11 protein-coding genes are annotated in these 14480 nt (G+C 50.2%); 6 read left to right on the forward strand and 5 right to left on the reverse strand.

What is annotated here, in order from left to right; all coding sequences use genetic code 11:
* The first annotated feature begins 126 nt into the window (after positions 1–126).
* Complete coding sequence (locus ACN0R1_RS13745; RefSeq protein WP_417583795.1) at positions 127–1080, forward strand: 2-hydroxyacid dehydrogenase; 954 nt, start codon at positions 127–129, stop codon at positions 1078–1080.
* A 21-nt stretch (positions 1081–1101) separates the two neighbouring features.
* On the opposite strand, the gene ACN0R1_RS13750 is transcribed toward ACN0R1_RS13745, so the two are convergent.
* The 4 genes from ACN0R1_RS13750 to ACN0R1_RS13765 form a co-directional block, all read right to left on the reverse strand.
* The gene (locus ACN0R1_RS13750; protein ID WP_417583797.1) at positions 1102–2052 is read right to left on the reverse strand and encodes an AEC family transporter; all 951 of its coding nucleotides are present in this window, start codon (positions 2050–2052) and stop codon (positions 1102–1104) included.
* Between the two features lie 9 nt (positions 2053–2061).
* Entirely contained in the window at positions 2062–3594 is a 1533-nt protein-coding gene (locus ACN0R1_RS13755) for an aldehyde dehydrogenase (NADP(+)) (RefSeq protein WP_417583799.1), read from the reverse strand.
* A gap of 100 nt (positions 3595–3694) precedes the next feature.
* Positions 3695–4456 (reverse strand): FadR/GntR family transcriptional regulator, encoded by a 762-nt coding sequence (locus ACN0R1_RS13760; RefSeq protein WP_417583801.1) that lies wholly within the window; start codon positions 4454–4456, stop codon positions 3695–3697.
* Positions 4457–4589: 133 nt separating this feature from the next.
* A complete protein-coding gene (locus ACN0R1_RS13765) occupies positions 4590–5501 on the reverse strand; it encodes a 5-dehydro-4-deoxyglucarate dehydratase (protein WP_417583803.1) in 912 nt (303 codons plus the stop codon).
* 450 nt (positions 5502–5951) lie between these two features.
* Here ACN0R1_RS13765 and ACN0R1_RS13770 point away from each other — a divergent pair, with 450 nt between their 5' ends.
* From ACN0R1_RS13770 to ACN0R1_RS13780, 3 genes are all read left to right on the forward strand, one after another.
* Positions 5952–6923 (forward strand): Bug family tripartite tricarboxylate transporter substrate binding protein, encoded by a 972-nt coding sequence (locus ACN0R1_RS13770; protein WP_417583805.1) that lies wholly within the window; start codon positions 5952–5954, stop codon positions 6921–6923.
* Between the two features lie 123 nt (positions 6924–7046).
* Positions 7047–7487, forward strand: coding sequence for a tripartite tricarboxylate transporter TctB family protein (locus ACN0R1_RS13775; protein ID WP_417583807.1), 441 nt, complete (start codon positions 7047–7049; stop codon positions 7485–7487).
* 1 nt (position 7488) lies between these two features.
* Complete coding sequence (locus tag ACN0R1_RS13780; RefSeq protein WP_417583809.1) at positions 7489–9006, forward strand: tripartite tricarboxylate transporter permease; 1518 nt, start codon at positions 7489–7491, stop codon at positions 9004–9006.
* A gap of 76 nt (positions 9007–9082) precedes the next feature.
* Here the strand turns inward: ACN0R1_RS13780 and ACN0R1_RS13785 are convergent, their stop codons facing one another.
* Positions 9083–9517, reverse strand: coding sequence for a DUF3617 domain-containing protein (locus ACN0R1_RS13785; protein WP_417583811.1), 435 nt, complete (start codon positions 9515–9517; stop codon positions 9083–9085).
* A gap of 68 nt (positions 9518–9585) precedes the next feature.
* Here ACN0R1_RS13785 and ACN0R1_RS13790 point away from each other — a divergent pair, with 68 nt between their 5' ends.
* Positions 9586–12981, forward strand: coding sequence for a mechanosensitive ion channel domain-containing protein (locus ACN0R1_RS13790; RefSeq protein WP_417583813.1), 3396 nt, complete (start codon positions 9586–9588; stop codon positions 12979–12981).
* Positions 12981–14318 carry a DNA recombination protein RmuC gene (locus ACN0R1_RS13795; protein ID WP_417583815.1) on the forward strand — a complete coding sequence of 446 codons (1338 nt, stop codon included), beginning with the start codon at positions 12981–12983 and terminating at the stop codon, positions 14316–14318. The genes ACN0R1_RS13790 and ACN0R1_RS13795 overlap by 1 nt, the downstream gene beginning before the upstream one ends.
* Positions 14319–14480 lie beyond the last annotated feature (162 nt).

Below are 14480 nucleotides of genomic sequence, written 5' to 3' on the forward strand. Positions count from 1 at the left end.
CGCCAGTAAGGCTTCTGATGCTGCTTATCTTATGCTTGTGCCTACCATGACTTAAACATACTATGTTATACAACCTGGATAGGTTATAACCTTCTCATAACTGAATGCTGAAAAGGGTGCTACTCGATGAATAAGATAGATGTGCTGGTTGTGTGGCCTAATCGTCCTGAGCAGATGAAGCAGTTGGATGAAACCTATCATCTGCATCGTTTGGATCAGGCTGCTGATCCGGATGCGTTGCTGGATGCCGTTGGATCGCGTATTCGTGCGGTGGTGACATCGCATGGCGGCGGTTTTAGCGCCGATCTGCTGGCTCGTCTGCCTAATCTTGAAATTGTTGCCTCCTCAGGTGTCGGCATAGATAGCCTTTGTGTCGAAGCCTGCCGGCAACGTGGCATTCCGGTGACCCATACGCCAGATGTACTCAATGCTGATGTAGCGGATATGGGGATGCTGTTGCTGCTGGCTACACTGCGCAGGCTGTTGCCAGGCGAGCGCTGGATTCGCGAAGGCCATTGGCGAAACCAGGGAATGATGCCGCTGAATACGTCGGTGCAGGGTAAGCGTTTGGGTATAGTGGGTTTTGGACGAATTGGTAAAGCCGTGGCTGTTCGTGCCGAGGCGTTTGGTATGCAAATTTGTTATTACGGACGTCATGCCCAGCCGCAGGTTGCCTACCCTTGGTACGCTGACCTGATTCAGCTGGCGCAAGACTGTGATGTTTTGCTGTTAACAGTACCGGCCAACAGTGAAACTCACCGGCTGATTAATGCGGAGGTGTTAACTGCTTTGGGCCCTCAGGGTTATCTGATCAACATTGCGCGTGGAGCGGTGGTGGATGAAAGCGCGCTTATAGAAGCACTTCAGCAGGGCCGAATTGCAGGTGCCGGGTTAGATGTTTTCGTGGAGGAGCCTAATGTGCCGGATGCCTTATTGGCGTTGGATAATGTTGTGCTACAGCCACATTGTGCCAGCGGTACAGTCGAAACACGTGGCGCTATGGCACAGTTGGTAGTGGATAATCTGGCCGCGCATTTTTCTGGCAGAGCGCTGCTGACTCCGGTAAAGAAGCTGGACTGAATCCTCAATACCAGGCTCGGTTTACACCCAGCCCAGGTGCTCAAGGGTATACAGGCCCGCGGTCACGGTCAGAATGGATAACACGGTACTTAAGGCAATGATATTGGCGGCCAGGCGGGCATCGCCCCCGGCGGCTTTGGCCATCACATAGCTTATGGCGGCTGTTGGGCTGGCCAGAAACAAGAAGAGTATGCCCAGTTCTCGTCCGCTGAAGCCCAGCATCCAGCCAATCCCTGTAAACAGGAGAGGCAGCAGAATCAATTTAAGCAGACTCGCACTCAAGGCGGTTTTTCCGGATTTGAGCAAGGACTCGATTGACAGGCTGCCACCGATACAGATCAACGCGATAGGCAAGGTCATTGAAGCAATATATTCAGCTGATGTCATCATCCATTCAGGTATATAAAGCTGCACATAAGAGGCCAGCAAGGCCAGGAATACACTGATGATCAGTGGATTTCGCAGTATGCCCTTGGCAATGGATTTCACGCTCACGCTAATCAGAGGGCTATAAACTGAGAGTACGATGGTGGAGAGAATATTGAACAGGATGATGGCCAGCCCGGAAAGAATACTGCCTATCGCCAGGCCATAATCACCATACTGATTGACCGCCAGTGCCAGACCGACGATACCGCAGTTACCGCGAAAAGCACCTTGTACATACACACCTCTATCCTGAAGGGGGATGCGTTTTAGTGCCCAGAGCCAGGCCAGTGCAAAGCTGGCCAGAGTCGCCACTGAAAAAAACACAATCAAATCCGGTTTCAGTGCTGTGTTCAGGTCGGTTTTAATAATACCGATAAACAGCAGGAGTGGCATGGTCAGGCGGAAAGTCAGATTAGATGCCGTGTTAATGAATGGCTCATCTATGATATTCGTTCTTCTCAGCAGCAGGCCGACAATCACCATAATGAACACTGGACCCGTGACTGCCAGTATCTGCAACACCAGGTCCAGTTGGTTACTCATTTGCGGCTCCTAGTTGTTAGTCTGTAGTGCTTCAGGCAGAAGGGCATCAGGCATATCCTGATAGCATACTGGGCGCAGGAAGCGATAAATTGCGGCACTGCCGACCGAAGTGGTGCGACTGTCAGATGTAGCCGGGAAGGGGCCACCGTGAACCATGGCATGACAGACCTCTACACCCGTAGGGTAGCCATTGCATAAAATGCGGCCGACCTTTCGTTCCAGTGCAGTCACCAAGGGTTTGGACAGTGCGATATCAGCCTGATCTAACTGCAGGGTTGCGGTCAATTGACCTTCCAGATGTTGGACTAGCTGCAGGTACTCATCCACCGACTGGCAACGAATAATCAGCGAGCAGGCACCAAAAATCTCTGTATTCAGGCTTTCATCATCCATGAAGGCGGCTGCACTGGTAGTATACAAATGGGCTTGGCACTGGTTTTCGCTCTGGGCGGCGGGGCCGGAGCAGAGATGACGAACCTGCGGATGCTTCTGCAACTGCTGCACACCCAGGCTGTAGGCCTGATGAATACCAGGCGTCAGCATGGTCTGAGCTGACGCGGTATCTATCACTTCCGTGGCGCGGGCAATAAAACGCCTCAGGCCATTACCTTCAACGGCGATTACCAGTCCTGGATTAGTACAGAACTGCCCTGCACCCATAATCAAGGAGGCGACAAAGCCTTCAGCCATCGACTCAGGCCGTTGTTCAAGGGCGGCTGGCATGAGGAAAACCGGATTGATACTGCTCATTTCGGCATAGACAGGAATCGGTTCGGGACGGTTGGCAGCCACTTGCATCAAAGCAATGCCACCTGTGCGTGAACCGGTAAACCCGATTGCTTTGATCAGGGGGTGCTGAACCAGGCTCACACCAATCGCATTGCCTTGACCATAGAGCAGTGAAAAAACGCCTTCTGGTAGTTTGGCCTTGGCAACTGCAGCCTGAATAGCGCGGCCTACCAGCTCCGATGTGCCTGGATGAGCCGGATGCGCTTTAACGATTACAGGACAGCCCGCTGCAAGTGCGGATGCGGTATCACCACCAGCAACAGAGAAGGCCAGTGGGAAGTTACTGGCGCCGAACACAACAACCGGGCCGAGCGGGATCTGGCGCATTCTCAGGTCGGATCGTGGTGGTGTGCGTTCTGGCATGGCCGGGTCGATACGAACCCCTTGCCATTCGCCATCTCTTACCACTGAAGCAAACAGGCGTAGCTGATTTATGGTCCTGCCGCGTTCACCTTCAATTCTGGCGCGAGGCAGACCGGATTCGAGCATGGCACGTTCGACGAGTGGATCTCCGAGAGCCAATATCTCTTCAGCGATCAGTTCCAGAAAGTTTGCACGTACGTCGAGTGACGTCTCGCGAAAAGTATCAAACGCGTCCTGAGCCAATCCCGCCGCAAAATTGATCTCCTGCTCACCAGCACCAAAGTAAGCTGGTTCAATCTGTTCGTTGGTTGCCGGATTAATACCAAAAATTGATTCCTGCTCACCCTTGACCGATCGTGAACCTATCAGCATTTCGCCTTTAATGATCATAACTATCTCCAATAACGAGGTGTGACTGCCGACCAGAAGGTCAGCAGGTCTATTGCATTGCGACGCCGCTCTCGACTAGAGCGAGTCTCTGCTGGGAAGATCAGTCATCAAATGCAGCCGTTGACCGATACTTCTCATACAGATGGTGCGCACGGTAAAGGTGCTTGTGCATCGCTTTGCGGGCGGCTTCTGGATCTTTGGCGCGTATTGCATCGAGTATTTCGTGATGCTCTTCACGGATACGTGCGAGATACACCTCGGTGGCGGCCTGATCCAGATTGGTGTTTACAATGTTCGCTCTGGGGATAATGCTTTTATTGAATTGCTCGTAGAACTGGCGGAAAAAAGGATTCTTCGTTGCTGTGGCGATGCCATAGTGAAACTGGTAATCCTCATTTCTGGCCAACTCACCTTTGACCAGTGCTTGGTCAAACGCGTGCAGACTCGCTTCGAGCAATTCAATATCCTGATCATCGCGACGCAGTGCGGCAAGTTCTGCTGCACTGGTTTCGAAGGTTATTCTCAGTTCGAGAATATGCAGAATATCTTCAACGGCTGTCGGGTTGATAGTATAGGCATAGAGTGTCTCGGCTGGTTGATTACGAATCACTGTGGTGCCGACACCACGTCGCGTTTCCACCAGACCCAAAGACTTCAATTGAGTAATCGCCTCACGAATGACTGTGCGGCTGACACCAAACATATCGCACAGCGCATTTTCTGTCGGTAGCTTTGCCCCTACAGCAATGTGATTCTGTGTGATCATAGCCTCCAGCCGAGAGGCAACAGTGATTGCCAGGCTTTCAGAGCGAGCAACGCGCTCAACCTGAAAAGGGGCTAGGGGTACGGTTTTATTACTCATTACGCTGATACTCTTCCGATAAACGTTTTGATTATAACATTATCCCAATTGTGGACTAACGAACAAGCGCTGGTTTAGTGACTGCTAAATTTAGAGGTCAGCTATGCCAGCGCTGATTCTTGTTAAGGTGTGCTCAGCTATTCGCATCGATAATGGCTTTGAGCTTATCGATCTCCTCTAACGTTGGCATGGTCAGTGGTGCTCTGACATCGCCTGCTGTGATTCCCTGCAACGTGGCACCGGCCTTGATCAGACTGACGCCATAACCGGCTTTGCGGTCACGCAATCGACAGAAGGGAATGAAAAAGGAACGGATGATGTCGGTGACAGTTTGCTGGTCGCCGCTTCTGAGTGCGGTATAGAAGCGGTTGGCCATTTCTGGCATGAAATTGAATACAGCTGATGAATAGGTGTTCACTCCGATGGAGAGATAGGCCTCTGCAAAAATTTCGGCGGTTGGAACCCCACCGATATACACCAGGCGGTCGCCAACTGTCTTAATGGTGTCGTTGAGCGAGGCAATATTACCGACACCATCCTTCAACGCGATCAGGTTCGGGCAGTCTGCTGCCAGCTGTTTGACATCTTCAGCGAGCAATACGCCATTAGCACGGTTGTAATAGATCACCTGCAGTGGGGTACTGTTGATTACCTGACGCGCGTATTCGACAACACCTTCGCGGGGGCACTCGGTCAGGTAGGGCGGCATCAGCAAAATACCATCACAACCGGCTTGTTCGGCGACCTTGGCAAAGGCTATGGCATCAGGAATGCTGCGTCCGGCACTGGCAATAACCGGCACTCTGCCACCGACGGTTTCAACCGCAATAGTGACAAGCTGCTGGTATTCATCGAGTGACAGCGAAAAGAACTCGCCTGTGCCACCGGCCACGAATACCGCCGATACCTTGTGTTCGATAAAGGCTTCGATGCGCTTGCGGAAGCTATCGGCATTGAAGTTGTTGTGTTGATCAAAATCAGTGACGGGAAAGGAGAGAAGTCCGTCGCTGAGTGAGCTTCTGATGTTTTCTACAGACAGTGTCATTTTTATTCCTCTATAGTGTCAGACGGTATTCAGGATGCTATAACGAATTGCTTTGTTCATGTAATACATCATACAACATACAATAAAGTTGGCAATCAGTATTTCCGTAAAATATGGAAAATTGGGTTTTTAGTAGGTTGTAGATAATAATTTTTTAATGGTTAATTTACATTTAAGTGTAATAAATACATATAGTTAATATTTAATATGAGATTTATTTCTTTCGAAATCAACGAGCTTGACCAGTCTTATTCATGAGGCATTTTTTCAGTTGAAACGGTATTGCAGATCTTGTTGTATGATGTATGATGTGAATAGCTTGGGTTTGAGAAGGGTGAGTGAAGCGCTGCTAAGCATCACTTGTGCGTTTCGAACCTGGACTTACACAGGCATTCAGACTTCTGTTCTAATGCTGGTATACATAGTGCAACCCTATTGAGGAAAATAATTATGATAAAACAATCACTTATTAGTTGTGCCTTAGCTGGTTCTATGCTGTTTGGTTCGATGGCTGTACAGGCCTATGAGTTTGAACGGCCCGTTAGAATTGTGGTGCCCTTCGCTCCCGGAGGCACTTCAGATATCCTGGCTCGCCTGATAGCACCTGAGCTGTCTACTGCAATTGGACAGCCGGTTATCGTTGAGAACAAGCCTGGTGCGAGTGGCAATATTGGTGCTGACTATGTTGCCAAGGTTAATGCAGATGGACACACTTTGTTGCTAATGGATGTGGCGGCACTGGCAACCGCACCGCACCTGTATAGCAATCTTAGCTATGATCCGGTTAATGATCTGGCTCCTGTGACCATGGTCAGCTTCTCTCCTTATATCATGGCGGTAAATCCGAAACTGGGTGTGAGTTCGGTTGAAGAGATGGTGGCGCTGGGTAAATCAGATCCTCGCGCGCTGTCGGCAGCTAACTCAGGTATTGGTGGCGCAAACCATATTGCCTCGGTACTGGTCGGCGATCATCTTGACCTGGACTGGTCAATTATCCCGTATCGTGGAGGCTCTGACGCTTCACGTGCCGTGGTATCGGGTGAGAGCACGGTGCTGATCAATGGCTCAACGGCTACTAAACCCTTTGTGCTGAGCGAACAGTTAACAGCGGTTGCTGTGACAGGACCTTCGCGTTTGACCGATCTGCCGGATGTCCCAACCTTTACTGAGCTAGATATGCCAGGTGAAAACATGGGTTCATGGCAGGGGATTTTGACAACCGGTGGCAGTCCTGCTGATGCGATTGAGCGTTTGAATGCTGAACTGCAGAAAATCATTGAAAGTGAAGATATGCAGGAACGTATTGCGGGTCAGGGTGCCGTTGCTGCTAATGGCAGTTCCCAGGAAATGATCGATTGGCTTGCTGATAACCATGAAAATATGGGTGTGGTAATCGAGCAATACGGCATCAAAATCGAGTAATCGGCGAATTGAAGTCTATGTCGCGTCTGTCAGTATGGATTATGGGCAGGCGTGATATTCTGGCTAGCCTGGATAGAAACGTTTTACGAACCAGACCAAAAAACAATTACATGGTTTAGAAAAATGAGAATCGACAAAAGAGAGTCCCTGTCGGGGCTGGTCACGATTGCTTTTGGTTTGCTTGTGGTGATTGAGTCCACCAGCTATAACATCGGTAATCTGCTGCGAATGGGTCCTGGTTACTTTCCGCTCATGCTCGGAGTTGCCATCACCTTCATCGGTATTATTATCCTGATTAAATCGGCTTTTGTTCAGACCACTATGGATAAAATCCAGTGGCGCCCACTGATATTCATCATGATTGGGTTGGTCTGCTTCGGTCTGGCCATCAATAGTCTGGGCATCATCGTAGCCACAACGGCCTTAGTGGTAGCGTCCAGGTTGTCTGAAAAGGCACTTTCCTGGAGGAATACCTTCATCCTGGCTTTGTGTCTCAATGTCATGGTGTATGTGGTCTTTATTTACGGACTGTCCATCCCTCTGAAATTATTTCCCTGGAGTTGATGTGGATATTTTATCGAATCTGGCGATGGGTTTTGAAGTCGCGTTAACCTGGCAAAACCTGTTTTACTGCCTGCTGGGCGTAAGTCTCGGCATGTTGATTGGTGTGCTGCCGGGAGTTGGGCATTTGGCCGCTATCTCCATGTTACTGCCACTGACTTTTTATGTACCGCCAACGACCGCACTGGTGTTGCTGGCGGGAATCTATTATGGCGCCCAATATGGTGGATCCACCGCGTCTATTCTGTTGAATTTGCCTGGCACACCGGCGTCGGCCGTGGTCTGTCTTGATGGCTATCCGATGGCCAAAGAGGGGCGTGCCGGTGTGGCGCTGTTTATGACCGCCATTGCATCCTTTTTTGGCTCAATCTTTGCCATAGTGTTGCTGGTAGCCTTTGCACCCCCACTGGCTAAAGTGGCGCTGAATTTCGGGGCGGCCGAGTATTTTTCCATGATGGTACTGGGACTGGTTGCGGCTTCGATTCTGGTGCAGGGCTCAGCGCTGAAAGGGATCGCATCGGTGTTGATCGGTCTGGTGCTGGGATTAGTCGGCACAGATGTGACCTCGGGTATGCAACGTTTTACCTTTGATATTACCTACGTGTATGACGGTATCAGTATCGTGGCACTGGCGATGGGGATATTTGGTATCACCGAAGTGATCTCCAATGTCGGTAAAGTGGACTCCAAAGGGTTGAGCAACCAGAAGATCTCTTATCGTTCGCTGCTGCCTACAGGCAAGGATATCAAAGAAAGCATTATGCCTATGTTTCGTGGCTCTGCGCTGGGCAGCGCGGTAGGTATTTTGCCCGGGGCCGGTGTGTCCATTGCTTCGTTTATGTCCTATGCACTGGAGAAACGCGTTTCGAAACATCCTGAAAAATTTGGTAAGGGCGCTATTGAAGGGATTACAGCACCGGAAAGTGCCAATAACGCATCGGCTCAATCTGCATTTATACCAACGCTCACTCTGGGTATTCCCGGTGACGCGGTGATGGCGTTGATGCTAGGTGCGCTGCTGATTCATGGAATTGCTCCCGGCCCGACCATTATTTCTGAAACGCCTGAAATTTTTTGGGGTCTGGTGGCCAGTTTCCTGATCGGTAACATTTTGTTGCTGGTATTGAATATTCCACTAATCGGGGTCTGGGTCAGTATTCTGAAAATACCCTATACGGTTTTGTATCCGTCGATCATTCTGTTTATCGCCATAGGTGTTTACAGTATTAACTACTCCTACTTTGACATTATGCTGGTAGCACTGTTTGGTTTCAGTGGTTACATGCTGTATTTATTGAAGTTTGAACCAGCGCCGATGTTATTGGGCTTTATTCTGGGGCCGTTAATCGAAGAGAACTTCAGGCGAACATTGTTGATCAGTAGGGGCGATCTGATGTTTTTCATTGAGCGCCCGATCAGTGCCGCCTTTCTTGCGATCACGCTACTACTGATTGCATCGACACTTTTCAAGGCTTGGCAAAACAACACCAGAAAGCAACAGCAACCAGCTGAAGCACCGTAAGCCCCAAAAAAGGGGTCAGTACCCTTTAATTTGAAATTAAAGGGTACTGACCCCTTTTTTGTTCTGACTCAACCCCTTATGAACACTCACCAACACGTTCAGCTTTGGTATCGACTTTCATATTCATGGAGCCCATAGGGCTGTCCATTGTGCCTGTCATTTGGCCTTCCATATGCTCACCCATAAATGTCATTTGACCTTCCATCGTATAGGTCATGCCCTGTTCTGAGCAGGTCATGGCATAGTGCATATTGTCGCGGGAAATATCCATGCGGGTGATGCTGCAGCTTTGCGGTGCTTCCAATAAATCAGCGCCCTGATCAATATCGTCTTGGGTGATGCATTCCTGCTGGGTTTCTGTTTGACCCGGGATCTGGATAGGACCATCGATAGACATGGTGTTGGTATGGGACCAGAGACCTGGGGTCAGATTGGGTGTTTCAGCTGATGCTGAGGCCGAAATAATACATAAACCTGCCAGCATGGCTGGCATTAATAGACGAAACCGCATCTTACTATCTCCTTGTGTTAGGGGTGTTTGCTATACTCTGCCCACACTCTATTACCAGGCTCTATACTATGCAAGACACCCAAGGTTCTCATTTTCATTCTCTCCTGGTCTCAGCCGTTTTTTGGATGTTCTTATTCCTGTCACCTGCATTACTTGCCAATACACCTGCTGGCAATGCCGCATTGGGTGTCTCAGAGTTTCTGCGAAGTTTGACCAGCGAGATGGAACAGATCGAAACGGAGATGGAGCGTGTTGATGATGAAGCCGTGAGTGCCTGGTTTGACAGTTCTCTCATGGAAGAAGCTGAAGCCGTTTTGCAAGCTGAGCCGATTGTTGCCGATGCGGCTCATGAACGTTGGCAGCAGGTGGTTGAGAATGAGCGTCTGGCAACTGAGCGTCTATCGGGCGCTCAGGTGCGGCTGAAAGAGATGCAGGCTTATGCGGATCGCGTGGATAGCTTGGTCCAACGTCTAGAGGCCACCAGAAAAAACCTGGAGAATCAGGATTCAGACGAGCGTAGTTTGTCACAAATAGAGGCTGATATTACTGCCTTGCACAGCCGTCAGCAGCAGTTGCAGTTGGAGCTGGATCAACAGCGTAGCGCTCTGCAACGTATTCAAGAACAGGCGATTAGTCAGCCTGAAACATTGGAAGACTTGATGCAGCAAGCACCGCCTGAGCCGGTTGCATCACCTGTCGATGCCGAAAATCACCGTTTAAAGCTGGCCATTGAGGCTTTGCAAGCATCCGCTGTTCGGCGTCATGAAGCCCGGCTGATTGCTGCACGTCTGGATCAGGCTATTTTGCAGCCGCGTATACGTCTTTTACGCTTGGAAATTCAGGCCGGAGAGCTCGAGCTGGCGTTGATTGCTGACAACCTGCTGTGGTTGGAAGGCGAATTCAATAACCGCTCGACACAAGAGCTCAGGTTACTCAACTCCGATCTGCTGCGCCTGGTCGAGCGGGAGCCAGAGCTGGCACAGCACTACCAGAATGAGGTGCAGGAAATTCGGTCGCGTATTGATAGTGTTGCTCAACACTATGATGACCTGAAAACTCTGCAGCAACAGCGAGATGAGTATGATCTGATGCTTAATGATCTGTCACACTCTCTCAGCGCGGTGGAAGAGCGCCTGGAAGTCAGTGGACTGACCGAGGTGGTGGGTACACAGTTTTTGGATGAACGAAAACGCCTGGCCGATTATGGGAATCCACGCGTTACCTTACAATCACTTGAGCGTGAACTGGCCCAATCTCGTTTGCGCAGCATCAGTTTGCGAGATGATCTGCGGCGCCTGCAGCAACTCCCTGAACTTGCTGCTGTGGGTGACCGTGGTGTACAGGAACTGGTCCGCATCGGAACTGAGCTGCTGAATCTGCAGATTCAGTCGGAAGAGCAATTGACCGAGCAGTTACGCCAGAATGAATATCGACTGCGCCAGATTGCCGAACTGATAGATTCGTTGGACCAAATCCTGAGTGAAACCCTGCTCTGGTGGCCAAGTCATAGTCCTGTCAGTTTATCCTGGCTTGAGCGTACTGGAGATGCTTTTACTGCACTGATTGACCCATCTGCCTGGCGTGGAGTTGCGCGCAGTATCTGGCAGGCGACACTAGGGTCACCGATTACCAGTCTGTTAGTGCTGACCCTGGTGGGCGGTGTGTATTTAGTCGGTCGTAAAACCGACTATCACCTTAAGCAAATTGCTAAGCAAACGGCACATAAGTATTCCGATAATATTGGCCTGACTTACAAAGCTATGGGCTGGAGTTTGATTAGAGTACTGCCCGTTCCTTTGTTGCTTTACGCTTTTGCACTGCAACTGACACGGGAAGAGCTTACACCTGGCACAGAAATTCTTTCCAGTGTGATATCAACGGCCGCCGGCTGGTGGCTGGCTGGTCATCTGTTTGTAATATTTACCCGTGAATCAGGTGTAGGGCCGACTCATTTTGAGTGGAACGCCAGATTACTCTCACGTGTTCGACTCAATTTGATCTGGTTCTTGCCGGTGCAGTTGATATTGATCATTCTGTTGGCTCTGGCCTACGGGCATCCAGATGAGCGGGTTTATGATGTCTTCGGTCGACTGGGATTGTTGCTGGTGACCGCGCTGAATGGTTTGATTGCCTGGCGTATACTGGCACCCGCACCTGACGATCAAGGGGTGTTTTTTCAGAGTCACAAGCGGCGTATTCTGAGGCTGGTTTTCGTATTTTTATCCTTGGCAACCCTGGTGTTGACTCTGGCGGGATATCTGCTGACAGTGGGTGAATTGTTACCGCGATTTGTTGATACGCTGGTGGTATCCAGCTTGGTGTTGTTGCTCTACTCTCTGGCAGTGCGTGCGTTGGTATTAAGTCAAACGCGTTTACGTATCCGCCGCATGAAAGAGCAGCGTGCGCGTGCTGCTCTGGAAGATATGTCGGGTGATGTTGAAGGTGTGACTGAATTGCCGGAACCGCACTTGAGTATTGAAGATATCGGACATCAGACGCAAACCCTGTTAAAAACCTCCGTGTTCACCGGTTTACTGATTGCGCTATTCACCGTCTGGGCGGATGTGCTGCCAGCACTGAACTGGCTGGATAATGTTACCCTTTGGTCACGTACTATTGCTGTAGGCGAAACTGAAATTATCTCTCGGGTGAGCCTGCGGGACTTTTTGCTGGCAGTGTTGCTTGCTGGCTTCTTTGTCATGGCAACACGCAATCTGCCTGGGTTGATCGAGATACTGCTGTCCCGCAGTCGTCTGGTGGATGAGGTTCACAGCTACACCGTAACAACGCTGGTGCGTTATGCCCTTACCGTAGTAGCCGTTGTCACCATTTTCTCATTAATTGGATTGCGTTGGAGTGAACTGCAGTGGATGGTGGCCGCTTTGACATTGGGTTTGGGTTTTGGCCTGCAAGAGGTGGTAGCAAACTTCGTTTCCGGTCTGATCATGCTGTTCGAACGTCCGGTAAGGGTGGGGGATACCATCACCATTGGGGAATACAGTGGCACGGTAGCTCGAATTCGTACACGGGCTACTACCATTATTGATTGGGATAACCGGGAAATTGTGGTACCCAACAAAAACTTTATCACCGAGCGCCTGATCAACTGGACACTGTCGGATAACATTACCCGTATCGTGATTCCTGTGGGGGTTAGCTATGATTCCGACCCAGAACAGGTGATGGCCATTCTGTATCGCATCGCCGTTGCTCACCCGCTGTCATTGAGCGATCCGGAACCGAATGTGTATTTCCTCAATTTTGCCGACAGTTCATTGAGTTTTGAATTGCGTGTCTATGTCAGCCAGATGAGAGACCGTTTAGTTACCACCAGTGAGCTACATACACAAATACTCAAAGCCTTCCGAAAGGAAGGTATTGAAATTGCCTTTCCACAAATGGATCTGCATATTCGCGATATGCCAGATAGGACACTTGCCCAACCCAAGGGAGGGCCAGCCTAATGGTTACAATTCACCCGCTGATCTGGGTGTCCTGGGGATCAATTCTATTTATTTCAGCCTTGTTGCTGTGGCTGAGCAGACACAGCAAACAAGTTGTGCAACAACAATTGCAACATCAACTGGTCCGTGAACAGGTTGAGAGACAGGCGGTCCAGGAGCAACTGGATAAAGCGGATATCGAGCTGGATGGATTAAAGCTGGAGTTATTACGGGTGCGTGAACAGAATGCGCGCCTCACCACGCAGATGGAAGAGCGTCAACGTTTTCATGCTGAGCAGTTGGCGCTGTTACAGAACAATCGTGAACAGCTTAAACAAGAATTCGAAACCCTGGCTAATGAGGTACTGGAACGTAAAGGGGAGAGTTTCCGTAAACTCAGTCAGCAGGGTATACAGCAATTACTTAACCCTTTGCATCAGGATATGAAGGGGTTTCGTGAAAAGGTCGAGTCGATCCATACCGAAGACCTGAAGCAACGCAGTGAGTTGAAAACCGAACTGATCCATCTGCAACAACTGAATCAGGCCATTACCGGACAAGCCGAAAAGCTGACCAATGCATTGCAAGGGCAGAAAAAAGTGCAGGGCAACTGGGGTGAGCTGATTCTGGAAAATGTGCTCGATAGTGCCGGTCTGCGTGCCGGGAAAGATTATCGCCGTGAAGTCAGCTTTAATACCGAAGACGGTCGCCGCCGGCCCGACGTGGTGATCTATCTGCCAGAAGACAAGCACCTGATTATCGATGCCAAAACCTCACTGGCGGCCTATACCCGCTATGTGAATGCTGAAACAGACACCGAGCGTCAGTTTGCCTTGAGTGAGCATGCCGCCGCCGTTAGTGCGCGGATCCGTGAGTTGTCTGATAAACGCTATTACCAGTTGCCGGGCTTGAACACTCCCGAAATAGTGGTGATGTTTATACCAGTCGAGTCGGCTTATGTGGAAGCCTTGCGCTTTGATCAGACGCTGTATCAGCGAGCTATAGAAAGTAATGTACTGGTGGCAACGCCAACAACCTTGCTGACCAGTCTGAATATTGTTCGCCAACTCTGGCGCTTTGAAGATCAGAGTCGACATACCGCTGAGCTGGCACGCCGTGCAGAGCGCTTCTATAACAAGCTGCGGGTCTTTCTGGATAGTATGCAGGGCATTGGTGTGCAGTTGGATAAAGCCAAAGAAACCTATGACAAGGCGTTTTCACAACTCTATTCCGGTCGCGGAAACTTAATACGTCAGGCCGCCGAGTTTAAGGAATTAGGTGTGTCGGTACAGCAGGAATTGGATGCCGAATTAGTAGATAAAGCCCGGTTAGAATTAGGATGTGAAAAGGATGTGTAGGAGCCCGGTGGAATCGTAGGAGCCCGGTCTCCGGGCGAGGTGGTTAAGATTGTAGGAGCCCGCTCTGCGGGCGAGGTGGCTAATTGTAGGAAATAAGATGGACCCGCCCCCCTAACAATGTGCCATGCTTAATCTGTAGAGAAAGCAAACCGGCATCTGAGT

It is taken from the genome of Nitrincola sp., assembly GCF_048264025.1.
Taxonomy (GTDB): domain Bacteria; phylum Pseudomonadota; class Gammaproteobacteria; order Pseudomonadales; family Balneatricaceae; genus Nitrincola.

Excerpts from the sequence above, each read along its gene's own strand:
- ACN0R1_RS13745 (WP_417583795.1), top strand. The coding sequence starts at position 127 with ATGAATAAGATAGATGTGCTGGTTGTGTGGCCTAATCGTCCTGAGCAG.
- ACN0R1_RS13750 (WP_417583797.1), bottom strand. The coding sequence starts at position 2,052 with ATGAGTAACCAACTGGACCTGGTGTTGCAGATACTGGCAGTCACGGGT.
- ACN0R1_RS13755 (WP_417583799.1), bottom strand. The coding sequence starts at position 3,594 with ATGATCATTAAAGGCGAAATGCTGATAGGTTCACGATCGGTCAAGGGT.
- ACN0R1_RS13760 (WP_417583801.1), bottom strand. The coding sequence starts at position 4,456 with ATGAGTAATAAAACCGTACCCCTAGCCCCTTTTCAGGTTGAGCGCGTT.
- ACN0R1_RS13765 (WP_417583803.1), bottom strand. The coding sequence starts at position 5,501 with ATGACACTGTCTGTAGAAAACATCAGAAGCTCACTCAGCGACGGACTT.
- ACN0R1_RS13770 (WP_417583805.1), top strand. The coding sequence starts at position 5,952 with ATGATAAAACAATCACTTATTAGTTGTGCCTTAGCTGGTTCTATGCTG.
- ACN0R1_RS13775 (WP_417583807.1), top strand. The coding sequence starts at position 7,047 with ATGAGAATCGACAAAAGAGAGTCCCTGTCGGGGCTGGTCACGATTGCT.
- ACN0R1_RS13785 (WP_417583811.1), bottom strand. The coding sequence starts at position 9,517 with ATGCGGTTTCGTCTATTAATGCCAGCCATGCTGGCAGGTTTATGTATT.
- ACN0R1_RS13790 (WP_417583813.1), top strand. The coding sequence starts at position 9,586 with ATGCAAGACACCCAAGGTTCTCATTTTCATTCTCTCCTGGTCTCAGCC.
- ACN0R1_RS13795 (WP_417583815.1), top strand. The coding sequence starts at position 12,981 with ATGGTTACAATTCACCCGCTGATCTGGGTGTCCTGGGGATCAATTCTA.